Below are 25,189 nucleotides of genomic sequence, written 5' to 3'. Positions count from 1 at the left end.
CGCACACCGTACGGCGGGCCGCCCCCGGCCCTGATCTTTTCGTCGGGGATGCGGGATGGAATGCCCAGGGCCGGGAAGTGGTTATGCCAGCCGTACAGACGAACGACAAGAGGAGCCAACCGGTGGCGACCATTGAGGTAACCGAGAAGAACTTCAACGACATCGCCGACGAGGGGATTGTCCTGCTGGACTTCTGGGCGTCTTGGTGCGGACCGTGCCGCACCTTCGGGCCGATCTTTGAAAAGTCTTCGGAGAAGCACGACGACGTCAAGTTCGGCAAGATCGATACTGAGGCTGAGCAGGCGCTGGCCCAGGGGTTCGAGATCACCTCGATCCCGACGATCATGGCCATCCGTGACGGCATCGTCGTCTTCGCACAGGCTGGGGCGCTGCCCGCGCCCGCCCTCGAGGACCTGATCGGTCAGGTTCGCGCGCTCGACATGGACTCGATCCGGGCCGAGCTCGCCAACGAGGTGGGCGTTCAGAAAAGCTGACGCCCGCATCGAAAAGCCCCGCGGCCGGTGACGGCGCGGGGCTTTCACATGGATCACCCGGTCGAACCGGGCGGCGGAGATCCGCCGCCTCTCGGCCGGACCGAGGGGCGGAACCCTCTCGATCAGGCCGAGCGATGGAACCCGCCGGTTCCTGACCGGACCGAGAGGCCGATTCCTGACCGATCGAGGAGCGGAATCCTCGATCAGGCCGAGCGGTAGAGCTCCGCGACCCTGAAGGCCAGGTCCAGTGACTGGCTCCGGTTCAGGCGCGGGTCGCAGGCCGTTTCGTAGCGCCGGGCCAGATCGTCTTCGACGATCTCCGTGCCGCCGCCCACGCACTCGGTGACATCGTCGCCGGTGAGCTCGATGTGGATGCCGCCGGGGTGGGTGCCGAGCGCGCGGTGCACCTCGAAGAAGCCCGCCACCTCGTTCAGGACGTCGTCCAGGCGGCGGGTCTTGTGGCCGCTGGGCGCCTCGAAGGTGTTGCCGTGCATCGGGTCGCAGATCCACGCCACCTGGGCGCCGTTGGCGGTCACCTTCTCCACCAGCGAGGGAAGGTGCTCGCGGATCTTCGAGGCCCCCATCCGGGTGATGAAGGTCAGGCGCCCGGGCTCGTTGTCCGGGTTCAGCTTCTCGACCAGGGCGAGTGCCTCCTCGGCGGTGGTCGTCGGACCGAGTTTCACGCCGATCGGATTGCGGATGCGAGAGAAGAACTCCACGTGTGCGCCGTCGAGCTGGCGGGTGCGCTCGCCGATCCAGACCATGTGCGCCGAGACGTCGTACGGCAGGCCGCTCAGGGAGTCGATCCGGGTGAGCGCCCGGTCGTAGTCCAGGATCAGGGCCTCGTGCGAGGAGTAGAACTCCACGCTGTGGAACTCCTCGGGCTCGACCCCGCACGCGCGCATGAACGCCAGCGCCTGGTCGATCTCCCGGGCGAGCTGCTCGTAGCGCTTGCCGGCGGGGGACTCGCTCACGAAGTCGCGGTTCCAGGCGTGCACCTGGCGCAGGTCGGCGTAGCCGCCCTTGGTGAAGGCGCGGACGAGGTTCAGGGTCACCGCGGAGGAGTGGTAGGCCTGCAGCAGCCGCCACGGGTCGGGGACGCGGGACTCGGACGTGAAGTCGAAGCCGTTGATCATGTCGCCGCGGTAGGCGGGGAGCTCCACGCCGTCGCGGACCTCGGTGTTCTTGGAGCGGGGCTTGGCGAACTGCCCGGCCATCCGGCCGATCTTCACGACCGGTACCTTCGCCGCGTAGGTGAGCACGATCGCCATCTGCAGCAGCGTCTTGAGCTTGTCGCGCACGTCGTCCGCGGTGGCGCCGGCGAAGGTCTCGGCGCAGTCGCCACCCTGCAGGACGAAGGCCTCGCCCCGCGTTACCGCGGCCAGATCCGCTTTGAGGTTGTCACACTCCCCGGCGAACACGAGGGGCGGCAGGCCCCCCAGCTGGTTGACGACCTTGTCCAGCTCGCCACGGTCGGGCCATTCGGGCTGCTGCGCCGCAGGCAGTTGCCGCCAGGAATCGAGGTTGATGCTCACGAGATACCAGGCTATTGCAATTGGGCCGCCAAACTGACCCAATGTCCACAGACTGAGAACCTCTTTATACCTGGTGAGACTTGACCGGACTCCTGACGTGTTCCGGCAGCACGCCGAGACCGATGAAACGGCGGGCCAGAGGGCCGATCACCGGGAGCCGGGAGACGGCCGGTATCCGTACCGGCTTGGCGCCCTCGGTCAGAGCCGGACGGATCAGCAGGTTCTGCACCACGCGCTGGGCGAGCTGGGTGATCACGGTGGGCGGGGTGCGCCGGCGCTGGACTCTGGCCAGCAGGGACTCGGGAATGCCGGCTCCGGTGGACAGCGGCTCGGCCAGCAGGTTGGCCGCGGCCACCGCGTCCTGCACGGCCAGGTTGATGCCGACGCCGAAGACCGGGGACATGGCGTGCGCGGCGTCACCGATGATCAGCAGGCCGGGACGGTGCCAGCGGCGCAGCCGGTTGAGGGCGACCGACAGCATGCTGACGTCGTCGAAGCTCGTGATCAGCCCGGCCCGGTCTTTGAGGAAGGGCAGCAGCTTGGCGACCGGCTCGCGGAGCGCGTCCACGCCCCAGGCCCGCAGGGCGTCGAAGCCCCCCTTGGGGATCACGTAGGCGAGCTGCCAGTAGGTCTCGCGGTTGATCGACACCATCAGCCTGCCCGTGGAGACCCGCAGGAACGGGTCCGCGGGGTCCGTGGGCTCGCGCGGCAGCCGGAACCAGAGCACGTCCATCGGCGCGGAGTGCTCCACGGGGACGAGCCCCGCGGCCCGGCGCACGTCGGAGTGCCGGCCGTCGGCGGCCACGGTGAGCGTCGCCAGGAGCTCGTGCTCGCCGGAGGCGTCGCGGTAGCGGACCCCGCGCACGGCGTTGCCCTCTCGGATCACATCGAGCACCTCGGCCTCCATGACGAGGCGGAAGTTCGGATACCGCTTGGCGGCGTTGACCAGCAGATCGAGGAACTCCCACTGCGGGACGAAGGCGATGTACTGATATTTGCCTTTAAGGCCGGACAGGTCGGCGATCGTCAGTGAGGCGTCGTCGGTCCGGATCGTCAGGTTGTACGCCTTGCGGTGCGGGAGCTTGTGGAACTCCTCGGCCAGGCCGAGCTCGTCGAGGATCTGGAGGGTCGACGGGTGGATGGTGTCGCCCCTGAAGTCACGCAGGAAGTCGGCGTGCTTCTCCAGAAGCGTCACCTGGACGCCGGACCGGGCCAGCAGCAGTGCGAGCATGGCCCCCGCCGGGCCGCCCCCGGCGATCACGCATGTGTTCTGATTCATAATTCATCACCTAATGAAATTCTGACACAGGACGCCCGCGAAAAAAACCTTCTTCCGGCAATCCGGTCGTCACCGGTGTCGAACAGGTGGGTATGAGGCGTGCGCCGCCTCGGCACGCGATCTGCCGGCGGCGTTGTCTGATCTGCCGGATACGGCTTCTGGCCTGCCGAACCCGGTGCCTGGCCTGCCGGATGCGGTGTCTGATCTGTTGATTATGGTGTCCGACCTGATGGATGCAGTGTCTGACCTGCGGAGACAGCGTCCGATCTCACGATTGTAAGCGTCGGCGGCGGACGGGCCCCGATGGTCCCGCTACGGCGCGGCCAGCACGTCGAGCGCCCTGAGCACGGTGGCGGCGGAGCGGTCGCGCAGGGAGGCGTACTCCTCCTCGGGATACTGCCGGGGACCGTTCTCGGCCAGGAGGATCAGGGCGAGGTAGAGCCGGTAGAGGGCGAGGCGGGTGCGGGCGGAGCCGGTGAGCTCCACGACGCCGCCCGCCTCCCGGTAGCCCGCCACGATCTCATCGGTCTCGTCCAGCTCCTCGAAGATCGTCGGAGTGACGAAGTCGGCCAGCGGATCGCCCCAGAACGCCCGCTCGTGGTCGATGATGGCCTGGATGCGTGGTGTTTCGTCGAGGGTCAGGAAGACGTTGCCGGGCCACACGTCGAAATGGACCAGGCAGGGGGTCCGCACCTCGTCCAGCGCGCCCGCGTTCGCCTCGATCGCCGCCGCGATCTCCGCCGCGGGCCTGGGCAGCGGCGTGGCGTAACGGCGCGCGTCGGCCAGGATCGCCCCGGTCATCGCCAGGAAGGCGGTCCGCCAGGTGTCGCCGGTCAGGCCGGCGTGCGGGTAGCCGTACACGTCGCCGGTGATCGCGTTCAGCCGGGCCAGGTGACCGCCCAGCTCCCGGCGGAGCGCGCGCTGGTCCGCCTCGGCCGGCCTGACCTGGTTCCACGAGACCCCGCCGAGGGCGGACAGGATCAGGTAGTCGCCGCCCAGCACCGGGTCGTCGAACCCCGCGTGCAGCAGCTCAGGGATCGGCACCCCGGCGGGCCCCGCCAGGCCGTAGACCATGGCCTCGGTGCGCAGCAGGTTGCGTTCGTAGCGGAGCTGCTTCAGCTCGGGCGGGGGCGAGAGCTTGAGAACCACCTCGCGCCCGTCCTCCAGGGTGAGCCGCCAGACGGCGTTGGCGAAGCCGTCGGTCAGCTCGGCCGAGGTGGCCACCCCGGTGCCCAGGGCCCGCCGTACCAGGGCGTCGAGCTCGGAGGGAGTGAGCGAGCGCTTGGTCTTACTGTCCATCGCCTCACCTTAGATGGCGGAGATCGTCCAGGAAGTCTCGATCTTGTCGCCGGGCTGGAGCACGATCAGGTCGGTGCCGGAGTTGAAGGCGTCCGGCGGGCAGGTCATCGGCTCGATGGCCAGCCCGTGGTGATCGAGGCTGCTCCCGGTGCACACCTGCGCCCAGGGCAGGGACGCCGCGTCCCAGCGGATCTCGACCCCGCCGTCCGGGCCGGTCACCCGCATCCGGACCTGCCCGTCGGCGTCCGGGGCGAGCTCGGTGAAGGCGTGGTCCACGGCGGTGCCGCCGACCGTGCGCGGGGTCCTGAAGTCGTACGGCGTGCCGGAGACGTCCTCCAGGGAGCGCGGAAGCAGCAGATCGTCCACCAGCAGCACCTTGGACGCGGGCACGTGCAGCTCGTACTCCTTGACGTCGCCGCCCGCGAGCAGCCACGGATGCGGGCCGCAGCCGTAGGGGGCGGGCAGATCACCGAGGTTCTCCGCGGTCAGCGTGGTGGTCAGCCCGTCCGCGGTGAGGGAGTAGAGGACCTGCAGGTCCAGCGTGAAGGGGTAGCCCGGCGTCGGGGCGAGGGTGTGAGCCAGCCGTACGAAACCGTGCTCGTCCTCCACGGACAGCCATTCCACCGCCTGCCAGTCGACCTCGGAGACCAGCCCGTGCAGGGCGTTGCCCCGGTCCTCCTCGTTTGTCGGCACTCGGTGGACCTCACCGGCGAAGGTGTAGGAGGAGCCGCCGATCCGGTTGGGCCAGGGAGCCAGCAGGGTGCCGCTGTAGTAGGGGATCGGCCCGTCCGCCGGCCAGCTGGTCACCAGGTCGCGCTCACCGTGACGGAGCACGCGCAGGGCCGCGGACCGTTCGGTGATCTCGGCGTGCATGATGCCGCTGCGGAGGGTGAACTGCCTGGACACGGGGGTCCTTTCGCCGGGGAGGACGGTGAGGGTGAGCATCGAGGGTGGACGCCGCCGGTCCGGGGTGAAGGGCCGCCGGCCTCCGGATCAGGCCGAGGACCGCTCGACCAGGTGGGTATCCAGTATCACCACGGGTTGCTCCAGGTGCTCGCCGTTGATGCGGGCGACGAGGAGGTGGGCCATCTGGCGGCCCATCATCTCGGTGGGCTGGTGCACGGTGGTGAGCGCGGGGGAGGAGTGCGCCCCGGCAGGCGAGTCGTCGAAGCCGATCACGGCGACGTCGTCGGGGATCGCCCTGCCCTCCTCCCGCAGCACTCGGATCGCGCCCAGCGCCATGGGGTCGGAGGCGGTGAACACCGCGTCCAGGTCGGGGTTCTCGGCGAGGAGCTTGCGCATGCCGACCATGCCGCTCTCCTCGCTGAAGTCGCCGTAGGCGACGATCTCGGCCACGCCGGTCGCCAGCAGCGCGTCACGGTAGCCCGCGAGCCGGTCCACGCCCACGCCCATGTCCTGCGGGCCCGCGATGGTGGCGATCCGCCGACGGCCCTTGCCCAGCAGGTATTTGACCGCCTGCCGGGCTCCGGCCCTGTTGTCCACGTCGACGTAGCTGTAGGGGGTGAGCCCGACGGGGCGCCCGCCGATGACGGTCGGCACGCCCATGGACTCCAGCCGTCCGGGCAGCGGGTCGGCGCCGTGCAGCGAGATCAGCAGCACCCCGTCGACGTGCTGCCCGGTCAGATAGTGCTCCAGCCGCTCGTGATCCTGCTTCGACTGGGCCATCGCCAGGATGAGTTGCAGACCGGTCTCGGACAGGGCCGAGCCGATGCCGCGGATGGTCCCGGCGAAGTAGGGTTCGTCGAAGACCCGCAGCTCCGACTCCGAGACGACCAGCGCCACGGTGTCGGTGCGGCGGGTGACCAGCGCCCGCGCGGCCCGGTTGGGGACGTAGCCCAGCTCCTGGATCGCCTGCAGCACCGTGTCGCGAGCCTTCTCGCTCACCTTCGGTGAGCCGTTGATGACTCGCGACACCGTACCGCGGCCGACCCCGGCCAGAGCCGCGACCGCCTCAAGCGTCGGACGACGGTCGCCGTTCATGTTCTCGCCCCCATGGATGATTTGCTGGCTCTTATTCTGCCGGACCGCTCAGGCCTCCACGCCTGATGGTCCCGGAATACCAGAGAGCGCTCTCTTTGGGAACTCTGAGCTGGGTCTCATAATCGACATGGACCAGGCCGAATCGCTTACCGTAACCCCATGCCCACTCGAAGTTATCCATCAGCGACCAGGCGAAATAGCCCTCGAGCGGGATTCCCGCCTCGATCGCGGCGTGGCAGGTGCGCAGGTGGAGATCGATGTAGTCCACCCGGTCGCGGTCGTGCACCACGCCGTCGGCGTCCACGACGTCGTGGAAGGCCGCGCCGTTCTCCGAGATGACCAGGGGGATCCGGGGATATTCGGCGACCAGCCGCCGCAGGATCTCCTCCAGCCCCGAGCCGTCGATCTCCCAGCCCATGTCCGTGACCGGCCGTCCGCCCTCGACGAACGACACGTGCTCGCTGCCGACCCAGGGCGACCCGGCGTCGGTGGGCGCCGCCGCGGCCGACGCGGCACCGCCCGGGGTTCCGGAGACGGTGAAGCGGCTGTAGTAGTTGATGAGGAGCTTGTCGAGCGGCGTCGAGATGACGGCCAGGTCCCCGTCCTGGACGAAGTCGCCCATCTCGCCAAGATCCTCCAGCACGTCGGCCGGATAGCTGCCCTTCAGCAGGGCATCCAGGAAGAAGCGGTTCTGCAGGCCGTCGATACGGCGTGCGGCGTCCTGGTCGGCCTCGGAGCCGGTCTGCGGTGTGATCGCGTAGAGGTTGACGCAGCCGCCGATCTTGGTGTCGGCCCGCTGGGCCCGCATGGCCTGCGAGGCCAGGCCGTGCGCCAGGAGGAGGTGGTGGGCGGCGTGTACGGCCTGCGCCGGATCGCGTCGCCCGGGAGCGTGCTCGCCGGAGGCGTACCCGAGGAACGCCGAGCACCAGGGCTCGTTGACCGTGCTCCAGTTGGTGACCCGGTCGCCCAGCGCGTCGTGGACGACGGCCGCGTAGTCGGCGAAGCGCTTCGACGTTTCGCGTGAAGGCCAGCCTCCGGCGTCCTCCAGGGCCTGGGGAAGGTCCCAGTGGTAGAGCGTCACCCAGGGATCGATGCCCCGGCCGAGCAGCTCGTCGACCAGGCGACTGTAGAAGTCGAGGCCCTTGGCGTTGACGGCGCCGCTGCCGTCGGGCTGGATCCGGGGCCAGGAGACGGAGAACCGGTAGGCACCGAGACCGAGGTCGGCCATCAGCCGAACATCGTCGCGGTAGCGGTGGTAGTGATCGATGGCCACCTCGGCGTGCTCGCCGTTGACCACCCGTCCGGGCTGCCGGACGAAGGTGTCCCAGATGGAGAGACCGCGGCCGTCTTCGGAGACGGCGCCTTCGATCTGGTAGGCGGAGGTGGCCGCGCCCCAGACGAAGTCCGTTGGGAACACCAGATCCGGGGTCTGAATCTGCGTTTCTTGCGTGGTCACGCTTTGACCGCACCTTCCATGAGGCCGCCGACGATCTGACGGCCGAACGCCACGAAAACGATGAACAGGGGGAGGACCGAGGCCGCCGTGCCGGTGAAGAGCATGACGTAGTCGGTACCGTGGGCCTGGTTGAGCGCCGCGATCGAGGTCTGAACCACGGGGTTGTCCGGGTTCAGGACGATCAACGGCCACATGAACTCGTTCCAGGTCTGCATGAAGACCAGCAGCGCGAGCACCGCCATGCCCGGGCGGAGCGCGGGCAGGATGACGTTCACGTAGATCCGCATGGTGGAGGCGCCGTCGACGCGGGCCGCCTCGACCAACTCGTCCGGAACCGCCTGGGTGGCGTACTGGGTCATCATGAAGACCCCGAAGCCGTTGACCAGGAACGGCAGGATCACGGCCTTGAGCTGGCCGGTCCAGCCGAGGGTGACCATGAGCTCGTACAGAGGCACGATGCCCATCTGCTGGAGCGGGACCATCATCGTCACCAGGATGAGGCCCAGCAGGATCTTGCTGCCCTTGAAGCGCAGCTTGGCGAAGGCGAAGCCCGCCAGGGTGGAGATGAACACGACCGACAGGGTCACGGTGACCGCGACGATGGCCGAGTTGATCAGGCCGGTGAGGAAGTAGGCGTCCTCGGTGGAGAACAGCCGGGCGACGTTCTCGCCGAGGTGCCCGCCGGGCAGCAGCGGCGGCGGGACGTCCATCGCCTCCTCGTTGGTCCGCGTGGCCATGATGAACATGTAGTAGATGGGGAAGGCCGAGATCACGAGCGCGAAGGCCAGGACGATCTTCGTCAGCGGCCCGGCGTCCCAGATACGGTTCCGCGCGGCCGAAGCCGTCTGGCGCCGCCGGGCTTGGATGGCCGTCACTTGGAACCCCCGATACGGCGGGTGAAGGAGTAGTTGATGAGGGTGCCGATGAGGATCAGCACGAACAGCAGCCACGCGGCGGCCGCCGCGTAACCGAAGTCGAAGTCGCGGAACGCCTCCTTGACGATGAACATCGCCACGGTCTGGTACTGGCCGGTGGTACCGCCGGCCATCGTCGGGTTGCCGTCGAACATGACCGGCTCGGTGAACAGGGTCAGCCCGCCGATGGTGGAGATGAACACCGTGAAGATGATCGTCGGGCGCAGCATCGGGATGGTGATCTGCCAGAACTGCCGCCTGGCCGTGGCGCCGTCGATGGCGGCGGCCTCGTAGAGATCCTTGGGGATGGTCTGCATGGCGGCGAGCAGGATGATCGCGTTGTAGCCGGTCCAGCGCCAGTCGATCATCGTGGAGATCGCGATCCACGAGGACCACTTCTGGTTCTGCCAGTTGATCGCGTCGACGTCGAAGAGGCTGAGGAACCAGTTGATCATGCCGTAGTCGCGCCCGTAGAGCTGGGTGAAGACGACGGCGACGGCGACGACGGAGGTGATCAGCGGCAGCAGCACGCCGAGACGGAAGAAGAGCCGTCCCCGGATGCGCTTGTTGAGCGCGTTGGCCAGGAGCAGGGCCAGGGCGAGCTGCGGGATCGTCGACATGGCGAACATGCCGAGTGTGTTGACCACCGCGTTCCAGAAGGCCCCGTCGGTGATCAGCTCGACGTAGTTGTCGAATCCGACGAGGGTCTTGTCACCGGCGAGCTCCCATTCGTGCAGGGACACCCAGAAGGTGTAGCCGAGCGGGAAGACGCCGAAGATCGCGAAGAGCAGGAAATAGGGGGAGACGAGGAAGTAGGGAGTCGCGCGGAGGTCGAACCGGGCGAACCCTCTGCTCCGTCCCGGTCCCCGGTGTCCCGCGGACCGGCGGGGGCCGGGCCGGGGAGGAGCCGGGGTGTCGACGTGCAGGGTCATCGGTCGGAGCCTTTCAGCCGGGGGGCAGGCGACCGGCCCGGCGGCGGTGTCACCGCCGCCGGGCCGATACGGATCGGGACGGGATCAGCCCGCTGCCTTGACGCCGGCCTCGACGAACTTCGTCCAGGCCTGGTCGTAGGGGATCGAGCCCTGGTCCATGCCTTCCAGGACCTTCTCCACCGAGGTCTTGACCTGGGCGTGCTTCTCGCCGAGGAACATGGGAAGCAGGTCCTTGACCGAGGCGCCGAAAATCTGACCGGTCGGGGCGTCGTTGAAGAACGGGTTCTTCAGCTCGCTGACCGCCGGGTCCTGCTGCGCGGGGATGGAGCTCGGGAAGGCCGCGGCCTCCTGGAAGGCCATGATGTGGCCCTCCTTGCCGGTGAGGTAGTTCAGGACCTCGGCGGCTTCCTTGGGGTGCTTGCTCTGCTTGGGCACCGCGAGGTAGGAACCGCCCCAGTTGCCCGCGCCGCCGGGCACGGCCGCGACGTCCCACTTGCCCTTGTTCTCTTCACCGGCCGCACCGGAGACCACGCCGAGCATCCAGGCAGGGCAGCCCATGGTGGCGAAGGCGCCCTTCTTGATGGCGGCGTTCCACGGCGGGGTGAAGGAGGCGAGCTTGGCGGTCAGGCCCGCCTCGCTGAAGCTCTTCACCGTGTCGAAGGAGGTCTTGATGGCGGGGTTGGTCTCGAGGACGAGCTGGTTGCTCTTGTCGAAGTAGGCGACGTTGCCGTTCTTCGGCGCCTCCTGCGACAGGATCACGTTGTAGAGCGTGTTCGGGCCGTCGAGGAACTTGGGGTCGCTCTTGCCGGGGTTGGCGGCCTGGAACTTCTTGCCGATCTCCATGAAGGCGTTCCAGTCGGGCCAGAGCTTGCCGACCTCCTCGCGGTCGGTGGGCAGGCCGGCCTTCTGGAACAGGTCCGTGCGGTAGCACATGGTCATGCCACCGATGTCGGTGCCGAGGGCGAACAGCTTGTTGTCGGCGTTGATGCCGTTGTCCCACTTGGCCGCGGGGAAGTCGGCCTTGCGGCTGTCCAGGCCGTACTCGGCGAGGTCGGTGAAGAACTGCGGACGGGCCTTCATGAGGCCCATCGCACCCTCGTCCACGGCGATGATGTCGGCCGCGCCGCTGCCGGCCTGCAGGCGCTGGAGCAGCTGGGGCAGGTAGACGTCCTCAAAGCGGTCGGTCAGGTTCTGGTACTTGACCTGGATATTCGGGTGTGCCGCATTCCAGGTCTCCACGGCCTTGTCGTAGCCGAAGTTCTCACCGCCGCCGAAGGTGTGCACGGTGATGGTGACCGGCTCGGCCGCGGCAGAGGAGCCCCCGGCGTTCGCGGCGGGGGTTGCGGACTCACTCGAACCGCAGGAGGTAATCGCCAGGGCGGTGGCCGCCATGACTGCGACTGCGGCGAGTTTGCCATGTCGCGTGTTGTTCAACATTCCGGACCCCTCTCAGGTGGTCGCCCGAATCAGTGGGAGGTGGCAGCGCGGGGCCGGCCCCCGACAAACGCGGCCTGCGACGCAGCGGTTCCTCGATATGCTTTGGGAGCGCTCCCACGAAGAGTGGACGATAGGCAACCTGGACGTCAATATGCCGAAACTCAACCGTTACATCCAGCCGGTTTGTGGGTGATTAATGGGTATGAAGCCGACAAATCACCCAAGCGGGCAGTTGGGAGCGCTCCCATCTCATGCGCATACAGTCAGGGCATTCCGGCATGTGAAGGCCCTGGGATCCCGTTCGTGCCCATCCTCCGGGGCTCGCACGGCGTGCGTCGACCGCCTTCACCGTTATCTTTTCGTGTCTATTCTGAGACGGCATCGTGGCCGCATTTATGGCCGATCTGTGAATCTTTCACGGCCTTCGTCGCGCTTCGTGTTGGGCCAGGGCGCTTGATCGGATGGTTTCCGGTCGCGGCGCCCTGCCGCCGGAGGCCCGCCGCCGATCTCGTGCGCCCGGATCGGGGTGGTTTTCGAGTACGGTGCCGGGCTCAGGTACGGTTTCGAACGGCCTCGCCGGGGAGGCGCAGCCGGAGATTCGGCCGGGCGTTCAACCGGGTATCGCCCGTGCCCCGACCGGGGGCCGCCACCGGTGACGGCCCGGGTTCCGCCGCCTCCGTGGAGACAGCCGGCCGGACACCGGGAGCGGACATCCGAAAAGGAGCGCCGCTCGAATGAGCGGCGCTCCTTTTCGGATGTCTGTGGACCGTCTGAGGGGGATCAGCCGGTGTAGATCGGGTAGCCGTAGCCGACGACCTGGGACTTGGGCCGGACGCGCTCCGCGACCTTGCCGTTGCCCGTGTTGCCCTCGATCGTGGTGATCGTGCCGTTGCCGTTGTCCTTCTTCACGAACCCGACGTGGTCGATGCTGTCGAGGCTCTTGCTGCCGTCCCAGGCGAAGTAGACGACGGCGCCGGGCTTGGCGACGTCGCCCCACTGGTGGTTGGCCTTGAACCACTTGGCGTGGGCGACGGTGTAGGCGTCCCAGCCCATGGTGGGCCGGATGCCGGCCTGCTCACCGACCCAGGAGACGAACATCGCGCACCAGGGGGCGTCGGCGTAGGCGCGTACGGTACCGCCGCCGTCACGGGCGAGGGTCTCCTTGGCGCGGGGGGAGGCCATATACCAGGACTGGAACTTGGTCCCACCGCCCTGGGCGTTCTCGCTGATGCCGATCTGCTTCTCGGCGATGCTCAGGACCTGCTGGGCCGAGACCTTGGGGAGCCGTTCGGCCTCGATCTGGAGGGGAGACTTGGCGGCCTGGGCAGCCTGGGCGGCCTCGGCGGGAGGGGTGAGAGCGTGGGAGCTGGGGGGATCCGCCAGGGCGGGGGAGGCTGTGAGGGCCCCACCGGCGACGGCGATTGAGACGCCCGCGAGGACGCCTGCCAGGTGGTTACGCCGGAGGGCGGGTATAAGGCGATGCTTGGTCATACGGGGGTTCGACTCCTTGCGTCGCTTCCATTCCGCCTACCGGGTTAGCTGACGGGTTCGGGCTGGGAAGTGCCCTACGACGCGCGAACGCGTTGATTCACCCCAGAAACGTGGTTCCCCGGTTCCGCTGACTTCGCGGATTCGGCGGCCGTGCTCACCGGTTGGGCGGAGGGATCCGCCCAGGTGAGTTCGGTCGGGCAATGTGACGGCAATGCTTAGGTCCTAATCGGACTAGGCATTTCCTTCGAATAGGACGAACCTACGCCATCCGGACAGACGATTACAAATGCGACACATTGCCTTCGCTTGGGACAACGTCTGAAATCAGGCAAAGAAACGGCTGCTTTCCTGGACCGCCCCAGGCCCGGTTTTCTGGGTGTCCGGCGGCGAGCGCGTTCGCTGCGATCCAATGGGCTGCGATCAGTCCATGGGCCGAAAACAGCTATTTTTAAGGGGATCCCGGGCGATGTCGCCGATTGATGGATCATCGGATCGGGGCCGGGACGGCGTGGAATCGGATCCATTGGGGGGCCTCCGCAGGGAGTCAGATTTTTTCGAACACAGTGTCGAGTAAAGGTTTGACCGCAATAGGGTCGAGGCGCGGATTTTTTACCTTTGACCTGCATCTGCACTCCCCGCGCGGGGGTTAGCCCGGGTGGGCGTGACGCATCCGACTTCGCATCCGTCACACGTGTATCAGGCGGCTCACGCCTGGCTGGGACAGGCCTGTTGTCTCGTTGACATTCATTCGCCGCACGGAGCGGTCATCGTCCGGCGCTCCAATCGGAAACCCCTGTGGCGCCCTTTATGTAGTGCGCGGTTATGCGATGAGAGAAGAGTCGTGCTCGCGTTTGGGGCCGCGCCCGGAGTCGGTCGCCGCTGAGGTGCGCGGGACTTTACCAATTGAAAGTCGAGGACGCGGTGAAGGCGAGCGAGATGGCCGGAGATCGATTCATCGGTGCGGACTTCATGGGTTGAAGGTCAATGGCCCGGTGGCGGCAGCCCGGTGGCCGGACGGGGTTGGCGAACGGATCACGGAAAGCGATCTGGAGGGGTCTGGCCGGGTGATCGGCTGCCGTTGGTCCGTTGCGTCCTGGCGGTGAGGCCCGGCGGAAGGCGCGTCCGGTACGCGCCCGCACCATCGGCGGGCGACGGTTCGCGCACCGCCTGCACCGTAGCCGGGCGACGGCTCGCGTACCGCCTGGGTGGATGTGGCCGAAACCCCGGCGGTCGTTCTCGTGGAGACGGCGCCGGCGGGTGTGACCTGCGAACTTTTGTTGCTTTTGCGTCATCTCATCCCTCCTGTACCATCGCCGATTATGAAAATGATTTCCATCTCCATAGCGAGCTGCCTCCTCCTGGCGCTCACCGCCTGTGGAGGCGTGGACGGCACCCCGTCCCAGGCCGCCGGTGCCACACCTGACAGCCCGCGTACCGCCACGGAGCTGATGAGCTGTGGTCTGCCCCTTCGCGTCACCTCCCCGCCGCAGCGGGCGGTCTCCATGGAGCAGAACGCGACGGAGATCATGCTGACGCTGGGGCTCGCGGACCGGATGGTGGGCACGGCCTACCGGACGGACCCGGTGCTCACCGAGCTCAAGCGCGACTATGACAAGGTCCCGGTTCTGGCCGCCCAGTACCCCGGCCGCGAGGCACTGCTGGCCGCGAAGCCGGACTTCGTCTACTCGATGCGCGCCTCGGCCTACGCTCCGGACGCCGGTGGCGTACGGGGGGATCTGGCCAAGCTGGGAATACCGGCCTACCTGTCCTTCAACGACTGCGAGGATCCCAAGCTCATTCCCGCCTCTGTCACGTTCGAGGCGATCTTCGGCGAGATCGGTGACATCGCCAAGATTTTCGGTGTTCAGGACCGGGGGGAGAGCGTGGTGGCCGGTCTGCGCGAGCGCCTTGACGCGGCCAAGGACGCGGCCCGCTCAGGCTTGGACAAGAAACTGATGTGGTACTACTCCGGCACCAAGACCCCGGCCATCGCCGGTCGCGGAGGACTGCCCGACACCATCAGCGGGTTCCTCGGTGCCACAAACGCCTTCTCCGACCTCGCCCAGCAGTGGTCCGAGGGAAGCTGGGAAAAGATCGCCGAGCGCGATCCGGACGTGATCGTGCTGGCCGATCTCACCCGTGGCGGCGACGGTGACAGCGCCGAGGCCAAGATGAGGTTCCTGCGCTCCGATCCCGTCGCCTCCCAGCTCACAGCGGTCAAGAACAACCGTTTCATCGTCGTGCCGGGATCGGCCATGGATCCCTCGATCAGAGGCGTCAGCGCCGTGGAACAGGTCGGCAAGGGACTGCAGGACCTCTACGGCTGACCCGACCCGCCACGCCCGCCCTCGACGCGACGCGCGCCCACCCCCAGCGCGACACGCGCCCGCCGTCGCCGTGACACGCGCCCGCTCCCAACACGACGCCACACGACACGCGCTCGCCATGACACGCGCCCGCCTTCAACACGACGCCACACGACACGCGCTCGCCGTGACACGCGCCCGCCCTCGACACGACACGCGCTCGCCGTGACACGCGCCCGCCCGCGACATGACACGCGCCCGCTCCCAACGCGGCCCCTGCTCACCCGCGACATGACACGCGCCCGCCCGATGCCTTCCCCCGGAGACCGTGATGATCCCTTCCGCAACCTCGCCGACCTCGCATGACCTGCTCTCCCGCTGGGAGGAGCAGCAGTCCGCCTACGTGGCCCACCGCGAAAACCGCTTCCAGGTGATGCTCGACGTGCTCGACCTGAACTGCCCCCCGGACCTCACCGTGCTCGATCTGGCCTGCGGACCCGGCTCGATCGCCGACCGGGTGCTGAGCCGTTTCCCGCAGGCGCGCGCGGTGGCCACCGATTACGACCCGGTGCTGGCGCGGCTCGCGCGATCGGTCCTGGCACGGCACGGCCGCGCCACCGTGATCGAATCCGACCTGGCACGTGCGGGCTGGTCGTCGGCTCTCTCGGAGTGGAGCTTCGACGCGGTGCTGACCTCCACGGCGCTGCACTGGCTCTCTCCCGGACAGCTGCTGGAGGTCTACACCGAGCTGGCGCAAATGCTGCCTCCCGGCGCCGTACTGCTCAACGCCGACCACCTGCGCTTCGGCGCCGGCCACCCGACGCTGCGGCAGCTGTCGGCCGCCCACGACGCCGCCGTTCAGCGAGAGGCCTTCGCGGACGGTGCCGCCACCTGGGATCAGTGGTGGGCCCTGGCGGTCCGTCACCCCGAACTGGGACCCCTGCTGCCCGAGCGTGAGCGACGTTTCGCCGATCGCCCGCCGCAGTCGCCGGCACCGCTGGAGTTCCACCTCTCGGCTCTGCGTACGGCGGGCTTCACCGAGGTGGGAACCGTCTGGCAGTACCTGGACGACTACGTCGTCTTTGCCCGGCGATGACATCTCACGCGCCGCCACGGGTGGCCGGGCACGTCGGCCCGGAACCACCCGCCGCCGCCTCGCGGGACAGGAGATGGCGCGGTGCTCTCTCGGCGGCCGGCGGCGGGCTGATACTGCTGCCGCTGTCGGTGGCGTTCGCGGTGACCGTCGGAGCCGCGGGTCTGTCGATCGGGGAGGTGTTCCAGACGATCGCCGTGCATCTGGGCCTCCCGCTGACTCCTCTCCCCGCGCTGGAGGACGCGATCGTCTGGGAGCTCCGCCTGCCGCGGGTGCTTCTGGCCGCGCTGGTCGGAGGGGGTCTGGCCGTGTGCGGAGCGGTGCTTCAGGCGCTGACCCGCAATCCTCTGGCCGATCCCTACCTGCTGGGCATCTCCTCCGGCGCCTCCACCGGCGCCGTGGCCGTCCTGATCCTCGGCCTGGGATCGGGGGCCGCGGCCGCCCTGACGGCAGGCGCCTTCACCGGCAGCCTGACGGCCTTCTGCTGCGTACTCGCGCTGATCGGCGTGACGTTGGGCGGCTCGATCCGCGTCGTGCTGGCGGGGGTGGCGGTCTCGCAGCTGTTCAGCGCGCTGACCAGCCTGATCGTCATCTGGGCCGGTGACGCGCAGAGCACCCGCGGTGTGACGTTCTGGTTGCTGGGCTCGCTCGCCTCGGCGAGCTGGACCGGCGCCGCCCTCTGCGCGGCGGCCACGGGGATCGGTCTGGCGGTCTGCTGGTCGGCCTCCCCCGCCCTGGACGCCTTCGCCTTCGGGCGCGAGGCCGCCGCCTCACTCGGTGTCTCTCCGGCCAGGACGCAACTCGTCCTGTTCGTCGTCACCGCGTTGAGCACGGCGACTCTCGTCGCCGCGAGTGGCGCCATCGGGTTCGTGGGCCTGGTCGTTCCGCACGCGGTCCGCTTCCTGGTCGGCAGCCGCCACCGCGTGCTGCTGCCGGCGTGCGCACTGTACGGAGCGATCTTCCTGCTCTGGGCCGACACCGCCGCGCGCACGCTGTTCTCCCCGCGAGAGATACCCGTCGGCGTGCTCACCGCGCTGATCGGCGTCCCCGCGTTCGCGGTCATCATGCGCGGAAGGAACGCCGGGTCATGAGCCTGGACACCTATGACATGGAAGGAGCGCCGGATCATGAGCCTGGAGACCCATGACGTCGTGTGGGCCGCCGGCGGCGCGCCCATCATCGACGGGATCACGATCTCCATACCGAGGGGCGGCTTCACCGGCCTGCTGGGTCCCAACGGCTGCGGGAAGTCGACCCTGCTGCGGCTTCTGGCCGGCCTGCTCCGTCCTCGGGCGGGGGCGGTCCTGCTGGATCGGCGGCGGCTGAGCGAGTTGCCGCGGCGCGAGATCGCCCGTCGCCTGGCGGTGGTCGCCCAGGAGGTGTCCACCGACGTCGACATGACCGTCGCGGACGTCGTGATGCTCGGCCGGATTCCGCACAGGACACGGCTGGCCTCGATGGGCCGTGACGACTCCCTCGACACCCGGGAGGCCGAGAACGCCCTGGCACGGTGCGACCTGGCGGGGTGGGGCGGCCGTCACTGGTCGACGCTGTCCGGCGGGGAACGCCAGCGCGTCAACATCGCCCGAGCCCTGGCCCAGCATCCCACCGAGCTCCTCCTGGACGAGCCGACCAACCACCTCGACATCCACCACCAGATCGATCTCCTGCGGATGCTGGCCGCCACACCGACCACGGTCGTCGCCGCCCTGCACGACCTGAACCTCGCGGCTCAGTACTGTGACCACCTGCTCCTGCTGGAGGCAGGGCGCGTGGTCGCCTCGGGTTCCCCCGCCCAGGTGCTGACCGAGCAGTGGATCGAACGCGTCTACCGCGTGCGTGCGACGGTGGACACGGGCTCCGACGGCCGCCCCCACCTGCGATACGGCCCGTTGAGCGATGCCGCCTCCAGCTGACCTGACGGCACCGGCACGGCCGGTCGGGAGCGAAGGGCCTCGAATGACGCCTTCCGGAGCCGCCGCCGGAGAAGGGCTCGCGCGCGGGCGCGGGCGAGCGAATAGCTGCTTGTTCATCCGCAGTTCCCGGGCGCTTAAGGCCGCCGGGCTAGGTTGAGGCAGTCGTGAACGGGTCATCGCCCGGCGTGGAGGACGGTCGAGACCACGCGCGGGAGCAGGGTTCGGCCGTTGCCTGGGTGGAATCCCCGTTGCAGATGCTCTGCGCGGTGGAGGCCCACCATGCCGGGTTGCTCGGTGCTCGCAGCCGTGTCATACCCCGGGCCAAGTTGCGCCCGCTGGAGGTGACCCACCGTGAGCTCTCCCGGCTCGCCCTGCCTCCGGGGCTCGAGCTCACCGCCCCGGAAGCGGACATGCCCCGACTCGGCCGGGGGACGATCGGAGCCGTGGGCGACGCCTTCTCCGGCAAGGTGCAGTTCCGCTGGCTCACCACCCTTCCCGGCCGCATCGTGATCGTCGACGACGGGCTGGCCACGATCAGGCTCCTGGAGCTGCTCACCGGACGGATGTGGACGCCTCTGCTGCGGGCCCGGGGCGGCGCGGGCCGGCTCAGGACCGCTCTCGGAACGGCCGCGGGCGTACGGCTGCGTGCCGCCGCCCGCTCCGGCCGGCTGTCGATCTTCACGGCGCTGCCCGTTCCCGCCGAGCTGGCGCAGGCCGTACGCGACAAGGGCGCCGAACTCGTCACCCATGACTTCACCTGGCTGCGGTCGCAGCCGCTGCGCAGGCCGCGCCCCGAGGAACGTACGATCGTCCTCGGCACCTCGCTGGTCCGCAACGGCCTGATTCACCGCGAAAGCTACTTCACCTGGCTGGCCGGGCTCGGCTCGGCCGAACCGGTGGCCTACTTCCCGCACCGCCGGGAGGACCCCAACGATCTCGCCCGGGTTGGGGAACAGCCCGGGATCACCGTCTACGACGGCGGGGTCCCCGCCGAGATGACCCTGCGCGGGCTGGCCGCGGAGCAGCGGGTGCTGAGCCTGCCGTCCACCGCCGTCACCTCCCTGCGGGTTCTGCTCTCGGCCAGGGGAGTCGCCGTGGATACCGTGGACGTCCCCGACGAGTGGTGGACCGCCGAGGCGGCGCCTTCGCTCCGTTCCCATCTTTCGATGTTCGCCCATCACGACACTGGAGTTACCGGTTGAAGGTCCTGGCCGTGGCCGACTCGGATTCCTACCTGAAGTGGGCGGCCTGCCTGCTCCGAGACCTGCCCTCGGGCTGCGAGACGGAGTTAGCGGTGATACGAACTCCCATCACCCCCTCTCCGGCCCAGATTCACGCCGCCGTCGACGGCTCGGCGGCCGATCCGTCCGTGCTCTCGGCCCGCGCGCTGCGCCGGGCCGCCGAACGGTTCAGGCCCGACGTGATCCTGGTGGCCTGCACCGGTCCCGTGGTGGACGTCCTGGTCGCCGAGGTGCTCGCCGGACTCCAGCCCAGGCCGGTGTTCGTCTCCGGGCTGCCGGGCATCTCCATTCCCGCGACCGAGAAGGCGTGGCTGTTCCGGAGCGGGTGCGAGCTGTTCGTGCTGCACAGCGGGCGGGAGGTCGAGGAGTTCTCGGCCGTCGCCCGTGAGCTGGGCGGGGGCGGCACCGTGGGGCTGGCCAGGCTGCCGTTCCTGCGGACAGGTGCGGAGGTTCCCGTCACGGGACCGCGCAACCGGGTGGTGTTCGCGACCCAGGCCAAGGTGCCCAAGCGCAGGGAGGAGCGCGAGCGGATCCTGCTCGCGCTGGCCGCGCTGGCCGAGCGGCGGCCGGACCTGGACGTGGTGGTCAAGCTCCGCGCCCTGGACACCGAGCGCCAGACCCACAACGAGCGCTACCACTACCAGCGCCTGTGGCAGTCACTGGCCGAGAGCGGTCAGGTGCGTCCCGACGGGGTGCGTTTCGCGGTGGGTCCCATGCACGAGCACCTGGCTCACGCGGTGGGATTCGTCACGGTCAGCTCGACCGCCGCGCTGGAGGCGATCGCCCAGTCGGTGCCGCTGCTGGTGCTGTCGGACTTCGGGGTCGGCGCGGAGATGATCAACCTGGTCTTCGAGGGCAGCGGCCTGCTGGGAACCCTCGACGACCTGGCCGGGGGGCGTTTCCGGACCCCGGACGTGGCCTGGTGCCAGGCCAACTACTTTCACCCCGGCGGCGAGAGCGACTGGGTCTCCCAGATGGTCTCCCTGGTCGGCCAGGCCCGTTCGGGACGCCTCGTTCCCGCGAAGTCCCTGCTCGACGGCTCGCAGTTCGCCGCCGCCCGCCGCCGCGCCCGCCTGCGCGTGGAGGTCCCGCCCAACGTGCTGCGCGTCGGCTACCGGGCCAAGCGTCGCATGCGCCGCTACCTGAAGGTGCTCGGCTGAGGTCGCCGGGTCCTCGTTCGAGGACCCGGCGATGCCCGGCTGGTCGTCGAGCGGGTAATCGAAGATTTTTTGTATGACCGTCGGCCGGATGGTCGAAGGTCTTCCGCGGGGACGCGCCGCGCGTCCCCGCGGAAGATCACGGATGAGGCCTGACCCGCAAGGAAGAGGAGGTCAGGTGAGCGTTTTGGCGAGACGGCGGCGGAGCTTGCTCAGGGCGCCGGGCTCCGGAGCGGGTGCGGCCGCGGGGATCTGGATCAGGTCCAGGGCGGCCAGGCGCTGGCGCTTGAAGTAGCGCGCGGGGCCGTGGGCGTCCACATACGCGGCGGCCGACTCGCGCAGACCCGGGTAAACCTCGCTCTGCATGCAGTAGCCGACCGCGCCGACCAGGGCTTCGAGGTCCACCGGCGGCGGCTCCTCCAGCGATCCGTCCGCCGACATGCGCGGCAGCAGGGCATCGGTGATCGTGACCGGGACGCGGTTGCTGTTCTCATACGGCGTGAGCCGTTCCAGGACCATCTCGCCACCCACCGTCGCCACCGGCAGGTCGAAGTAGCGCCGGGCGGTGATCAGAGCGGTGGAGAAGCAGCCGACCACCAGCTCGGGCCGCAGCGCGGCGAAGCACGACTCGGCGGGGACGGTCTCCGACACGGTGGTCAGCTCGACGCCCAGCTCCTTGGCCGTCTCGCGCAACTGCTGGGCGTGCCGCCGCCCGGCGGCCGGATGCGGCTTGAACAGCACGGTGCGAAATCCCCGGGAGACCAGGCCGCGCAGCATGTCCGCGTGGAGCTCGGCCTCCTCCTCGGGAGTGACGATGCCGAGCGCGGAGAGGTACTGGCCGAGAATCATCGCCTGGCCGGCGGGCAGGCCTCCGGCGTTCGGCTCGATCACGTCGAGGAAGGCCCGGTCGGGAAGGGTCTCCGCGGGCACGCCGTACTCCGAGAGCAGCAGCGGCGTCAGGCCGGGCACGAGGTCGAGGTGGAGCAGGCGGGTGATCCGGCCGGAGATCTCCTGGGGAAGGGGATCCCGGGTGGGGCCGTAGCTCATCAGGCCGTCGGAGTAGACCGTGATCGGGCAGTCCTTGATCAGACCGGCGATGGTCCTGGACGGGGGGACCGCGATCGACTCCATCACCAGCTCGTCGGGGCCCTCACCGAGGGAGAGATGGGACCGCAGGAAGCGGCCCAGCATCGGAACCTCGATGATCCGCGCCTTCCAGTCCGACGGGTGCAGCGGGGCCACGATGTCGTTCCACGACCAGACCTCGTCGAAGCGCGGACGCAGCGCGGCGAAGCCCGGCGCCTCGTTCAGGGACGGAGTGACCTCCGGGATGGCCGCGTTGTTGGACACCAGCAGGATCCGGCGGCCGTCGTGCGGCCCGAATCGTCCCTCGTCGATCGCCGCCGCCAGCGTCATCGCGCCGAACAGGGTCGAGGCGTAGAACAACTGCGTCATCGGGCCTCCAGCAGCCTCTGCAGGATCTGGTCACGTTCCGGGTCCAGGCGGGTCGCGGCGAGCAGGTCCTGGGGCAGTCGCCGCAGGGACTCGACGCCGCGTTGCTCGAAGCGTGTACGGAGGTCGGGGGAGAAGCGTTCGCCCAGCTCCAGATGGTGGGCCAGAAGCGCGCAGAACGTGCGCACCGCCTTGGGGGTGAACTCCTCCTCCAGGTCCGCGAAGACCATGTCGAAGGCATCGAAGAAGTGCAGCTGCCGGGCGTCGCCGATCTGGGTCAGCGAGCCGGACACCATCCGCCGGTAGAAGAGCCCCGCCAGCGAGACCACCGCGAACGAGCTCGCCTGGCGGTGCAGCCGCCAGATCCACGGCCGGTCCTCGGCGGTGTGCAGGTGCCCGGGGAAGGCCAGCAGGTCGCCCAGGTCGCGGCGGTAGATGCCGGCCCAGGCGTAGGGGTAGTCGACCATGGTCTTCACATCGGCGGGCAGGATGTGGTCGCGGGGCTTCAGCACCGTCCCGCGGGTGGCCAGCGGTGCCCGGTGGATGACCCGCTTGCGGCCCTCGACCTGGATGTGGTCGACCCGGACGAAGTCGCAGCCGAGCCGTTCGATCGCCTCGACCAGGTCGACGAGGTAGCCGGGCGCCAGCCAGTCGTCGCCGTCCATGAAGGTCAGGTAGCGGCCGGAGGCCAGCGACAGCCCGAGGTTGCGGGCGTCCGCCAGCCCGACCGGGGTCTCGTTCCGCAGGACGACCAGGCCGGGCAGTTCACCGCGGAAATCCTCGATGATCTGCCCGGTGGCGTCCACCGATCCGTCGTCCACCACGATGAACTCGAAGTCCCTGTGCGCGTTCCTGACGAGCGAGGCGAGCGCATCGGAGATGTAGAGTTCCGCGTCCCGTACCGGGACGACGATGGACAACTTGATCAATTTTCTCTTTTCCTCGAAGTCGAGCCGGCCGCGACACGTGGTGCCGCCGTCTACGCGTCACCCTCCAGGGGCCACGTGTCGCCGACCGCACAGTGACATGGCCTGCGAACCACGCGTTGCCGTCTATATGGTTACGCGATCTACGAACTACCGTGTCGCCACCTGTACGGTGACGACACGGTGACTACGGGGTGTCGCTTATACGGTGACGCGGCGCAGGCGCGACTTGGGAGCCACCTCGCCGGGGAAGACCCGCTTGACGCCGTCGCCCAGAGCCGTCTCGATGATGCGGATGTCACGGACCAGGTGCTCGAGACCGGCCGGCTCCAGCGAGGCGGCGTGGTCGGAGCCCCACATCGTGCGGTCCAGCGTGATGTGCCGCTCCACGGTCACCGCGCCCAGCGTCACCGCGGCCAGCGAGATCTGCAGGCCGCGCTCGTGACCCGAGTAACCGACCGGCACGCCGTACCGCTCCTGGAGGGTGACGATCGTGCGGAGGTTCGCCTCCTCGGGGGGAAGCGGGTAGGTGGAGGTGGCGTGCATCATCACCAGCTTGGAGGTGCCGAGGATCTCCACCGCCTGGTCGATCTCCTCCAGCGTGGACATGCCGGTGGACAGGATGAGCGGCTTGCCGGTGGAGGCGAGCGCGCGCAGCAGCTCCAGGTCGGTCACGCTGGCCGAGGCGATCTTGTGGGTGACCACGTTCATCGACTCGAGGAACTCCACCGACGGCACGTCCCACGGGGAGGCGAACCAGTCCAGGCCGCGCTCCTGGCAGTGCTTGGCGATCTCGGTGTACTCCTTCAGGCCGAACTCGGTCCTGATCTTGTACTCCATGTAGGTCATCTCGCCCCACGGCGTCTGCCGGATCTGGTCGCGCTGCTCCAGCGGCACGCAGATCTCCGGCGTGCGCTTCTGGAACTTGACCGCCTGGCAGCCCGCCTCGGCGGCCACGTCGATCAGCTTGCGCGCGATGTCCAGGTCGCCGTTGTGGTTGATGCCGATCTCGGCGATCATGTAAACCGGCTGGCCGGCGCCGACCAGCGCGTCGCCGATCTGGACCGGCTTCGCGACCGGGGTGAGCCGCAGCTCGGCGCGGGGCGCGGGCGCGGTCACGATCGTGCTCGCCGGGCGGGCCGCGAGGACCCGGTCACACAGCTCTCGTACGGCTCCCGCACCGCCGGCCTTGGTGAGGACGATGCGGGCGGCGGCGCGGACCTTGGGGTGGGCGTCGGGGACCGTGATGGGCCAGCCGACGTCGCTCATCGGGCCCAGGTCGTTGACGTCGTTGCCGATGTAGGCGACGCGGGCCGGGTCCAGACCCTCGATGGACAGCCAGTCGCGCAGCACGGTCCGCTTGTCGGTCAGCCCCTGCAGGACCGGCACGCCGAGCTTGCGGGCACGGGCCGCGACCACCGGGTTCTGCTCGGTGGACATGATCATCAGCTTGACGCCCGACCGGCGCAGCAGGGAGATGCCCATGCCGTCGGAGCGGCTGACCGCGACCATCTCGTGGCCGTCCTGGTCGATGTAGGCGCGGTCGTCGGTGTGCACGCCGTCGAAGTCGGTGATTACCGCGTCGACGTCGATCGGCTCGGGCTGGTCCACGAAGGGCGCCAGCGCGCGGACGATCTCCAGGTCCTCGGGGTTGTCCACCTCGATGGCGTGCCGCGACGGAACGGGCTGCACGGCGACCGAGCCGAAGAAGCGGTGGCCGTGCTCGCGCAGGCCCTCGGTGCGCATCACGTAGAACGCACCGGTCTCACGGAAGTGCGGCTCGCGGTCCTGGCGGCGCGGACGGAACGACGGGTCGTGGTTGACACCGGCGCCGTCGGCGCTCCACAGGAACTCGTGCGTCTCCAGACCGGAGAACACCACGTCGGCGGTGCCGTCCAGGACCTTGGCGATCGCGGTGTCCAGGTCAGCGGGGTCGATGAACGCGCTGGTGCACTGGACGAGGATGACCACGTCGGGAACGTCGGACAGGTGGTCGAGCACGTGCAGCACGGCCGACTCGCTGGAGGCGGTCGCGCCGCTCAGCTCGCCCGGCCGGTTGATGACGGTGGCCCCGGCGGCGCGAGCGACCTCGGCGATCTCCGCGTGGTCGGTGCTGACCACGACCTCGTCGATCAGCTCGGCTCGCACGCAGGCCCTCACCGCACGGGCGACCAGGGGAGTACCGCCCACCGCGGCCAGGTTCTTCAGCGGTACGCCCACTGAACCTCCACGGGCGGGAACAACGGCCAGGACTCGCAAG

General features: G+C 68.8%; 20 protein-coding genes and 1 riboswitch. Of the genes, 7 read left to right on the top strand and 13 right to left on the bottom strand.

What is annotated here, in order from left to right:
• Positions 1 to 122 precede the first annotated feature (122 nt).
• A complete protein-coding gene (gene trxA / locus DKM19_RS29230) occupies positions 123 to 494 on the top strand; it encodes a thioredoxin (RefSeq protein ID WP_089211639.1) in 372 nt (123 codons plus the stop codon).
• 203 nt (positions 495 to 697) lie between these two features.
• On the opposite strand, the gene DKM19_RS29225 is transcribed toward trxA, so the two are convergent.
• From DKM19_RS29225 to DKM19_RS29180, 10 genes are all read right to left on the bottom strand, one after another.
• Complete coding sequence (locus tag DKM19_RS29225) at positions 698 to 2,029, bottom strand: class II 3-deoxy-7-phosphoheptulonate synthase (protein WP_204358296.1); 1,332 nt, start codon at positions 2,027 to 2,029, stop codon at positions 698 to 700.
• Positions 2,030 to 2,093: 64 nt separating this feature from the next.
• Positions 2,094 to 3,308 carry an FAD-dependent oxidoreductase gene (locus tag DKM19_RS29220; protein WP_110699962.1) on the bottom strand — a complete coding sequence of 405 codons (1,215 nt, stop codon included), beginning with the start codon at positions 3,306 to 3,308 and terminating at the stop codon, positions 2,094 to 2,096.
• A 312-nt stretch (positions 3,309 to 3,620) separates the two neighbouring features.
• The gene (locus DKM19_RS29215; RefSeq protein WP_110699960.1) at positions 3,621 to 4,607 is read right to left on the bottom strand and encodes a phosphotransferase family protein; all 987 of its coding nucleotides are present in this window, start codon (positions 4,605 to 4,607) and stop codon (positions 3,621 to 3,623) included.
• A 9-nt stretch (positions 4,608 to 4,616) separates the two neighbouring features.
• Entirely contained in the window at positions 4,617 to 5,513 is an 897-nt protein-coding gene (locus tag DKM19_RS29210; protein WP_110706073.1) for an aldose 1-epimerase family protein, read from the bottom strand.
• Positions 5,514 to 5,600: 87 nt separating this feature from the next.
• Entirely contained in the window at positions 5,601 to 6,608 is a 1,008-nt protein-coding gene (locus DKM19_RS29205; protein ID WP_089211643.1) for a LacI family DNA-binding transcriptional regulator, read from the bottom strand.
• 31 nt (positions 6,609 to 6,639) lie between these two features.
• Positions 6,640 to 8,064 carry a GH1 family beta-glucosidase gene (locus DKM19_RS29200; protein WP_110699959.1) on the bottom strand — a complete coding sequence of 475 codons (1,425 nt, stop codon included), beginning with the start codon at positions 8,062 to 8,064 and terminating at the stop codon, positions 6,640 to 6,642.
• Positions 8,061 to 8,939, bottom strand: coding sequence for a carbohydrate ABC transporter permease (locus DKM19_RS29195; RefSeq protein WP_239513646.1), 879 nt, complete (start codon positions 8,937 to 8,939; stop codon positions 8,061 to 8,063). Before DKM19_RS29195 ends, DKM19_RS29200 begins: the two co-directional genes overlap by 4 nt.
• Positions 8,936 to 9,910: a carbohydrate ABC transporter permease gene (locus DKM19_RS29190; protein ID WP_110699957.1), complete on the bottom strand. Its 975-nt coding sequence runs from the start codon at positions 9,908 to 9,910 to the stop codon at positions 8,936 to 8,938. Before DKM19_RS29190 ends, DKM19_RS29195 begins: the two co-directional genes overlap by 4 nt.
• An 84-nt stretch (positions 9,911 to 9,994) precedes the next feature.
• Positions 9,995 to 11,347: an ABC transporter substrate-binding protein gene (locus DKM19_RS29185; RefSeq protein WP_110699955.1), complete on the bottom strand. Its 1,353-nt coding sequence runs from the start codon at positions 11,345 to 11,347 to the stop codon at positions 9,995 to 9,997.
• Positions 11,348 to 12,127: 780 nt separating this feature from the next.
• The gene (locus DKM19_RS29180; RefSeq protein ID WP_110699953.1) at positions 12,128 to 12,838 is read right to left on the bottom strand and encodes a CHAP domain-containing protein; all 711 of its coding nucleotides are present in this window, start codon (positions 12,836 to 12,838) and stop codon (positions 12,128 to 12,130) included.
• An 18-nt stretch (positions 12,839 to 12,856) separates the two neighbouring features.
• Positions 12,857 to 12,995: riboswitch (cyclic di-AMP (ydaO/yuaA leader) on the bottom strand.
• A gap of 1,168 nt (positions 12,996 to 14,163) precedes the next feature.
• On the opposite strand from DKM19_RS29180, the gene DKM19_RS29175 reads away from it, so the two are divergent.
• From DKM19_RS29175 to DKM19_RS29150, 6 genes are all read left to right on the top strand, one after another.
• Complete coding sequence (locus DKM19_RS29175) at positions 14,164 to 15,165, top strand: ABC transporter substrate-binding protein (RefSeq protein ID WP_162641859.1); 1,002 nt, start codon at positions 14,164 to 14,166, stop codon at positions 15,163 to 15,165.
• Between the two features lie 310 nt (positions 15,166 to 15,475).
• The gene (locus DKM19_RS29170) at positions 15,476 to 16,240 is read left to right on the top strand and encodes a trans-aconitate 2-methyltransferase (protein WP_110699950.1); all 765 of its coding nucleotides are present in this window, start codon (positions 15,476 to 15,478) and stop codon (positions 16,238 to 16,240) included.
• Complete coding sequence (locus DKM19_RS29165; protein WP_110699948.1) at positions 16,237 to 17,328, top strand: iron ABC transporter permease; 1,092 nt, start codon at positions 16,237 to 16,239, stop codon at positions 17,326 to 17,328. The genes DKM19_RS29170 and DKM19_RS29165 overlap by 4 nt, the downstream gene beginning before the upstream one ends.
• Before the next feature lie 36 nt (positions 17,329 to 17,364).
• A complete protein-coding gene (locus DKM19_RS29160) occupies positions 17,365 to 18,153 on the top strand; it encodes an ABC transporter ATP-binding protein (RefSeq protein ID WP_110706071.1) in 789 nt (262 codons plus the stop codon).
• A 164-nt stretch (positions 18,154 to 18,317) separates the two neighbouring features.
• On the top strand, positions 18,318 to 19,355 hold the full coding sequence (locus DKM19_RS29155; protein WP_110699946.1) for a hypothetical protein: 1,038 nt from the start codon (positions 18,318 to 18,320) through the stop codon (positions 19,353 to 19,355).
• Positions 19,356 to 19,366: 11 nt separating this feature from the next.
• Positions 19,367 to 20,554 carry a DUF6716 putative glycosyltransferase gene (locus tag DKM19_RS29150; protein ID WP_239513645.1) on the top strand — a complete coding sequence of 396 codons (1,188 nt, stop codon included), beginning with the start codon at positions 19,367 to 19,369 and terminating at the stop codon, positions 20,552 to 20,554.
• 171 nt (positions 20,555 to 20,725) lie between these two features.
• On the opposite strand, the gene DKM19_RS29145 is transcribed toward DKM19_RS29150, so the two are convergent.
• From DKM19_RS29145 to DKM19_RS29135, 3 genes are all read right to left on the bottom strand, one after another.
• Complete coding sequence (locus DKM19_RS29145; protein WP_110699942.1) at positions 20,726 to 22,006, bottom strand: alpha-2,8-polysialyltransferase family protein; 1,281 nt, start codon at positions 22,004 to 22,006, stop codon at positions 20,726 to 20,728.
• Positions 22,003 to 22,932, bottom strand: coding sequence for a glycosyltransferase family 2 protein (locus tag DKM19_RS29140; RefSeq protein ID WP_110699941.1), 930 nt, complete (start codon positions 22,930 to 22,932; stop codon positions 22,003 to 22,005). Before DKM19_RS29140 ends, DKM19_RS29145 begins: the two co-directional genes overlap by 4 nt.
• A gap of 198 nt (positions 22,933 to 23,130) precedes the next feature.
• Positions 23,131 to 25,188, bottom strand: a complete 2,058-nt coding sequence (locus DKM19_RS29135) for an N-acetylneuraminate synthase family protein (protein ID WP_110699939.1) — start codon at positions 25,186 to 25,188, stop codon at positions 23,131 to 23,133.
• Position 25,189 lies beyond the last annotated feature (1 nt).

Origin of the sequence: Streptosporangium sp. 'caverna', from assembly GCF_003203775.1 — a bacterium.
GTDB classification, from domain to species: domain Bacteria; phylum Actinomycetota; class Actinomycetes; order Streptosporangiales; family Streptosporangiaceae; genus Streptosporangium; species Streptosporangium subroseum.
The sequence above is the reverse complement of the archived record's forward strand: the minus strand, read 5'-3'. Positions and strand labels throughout refer to the sequence as shown.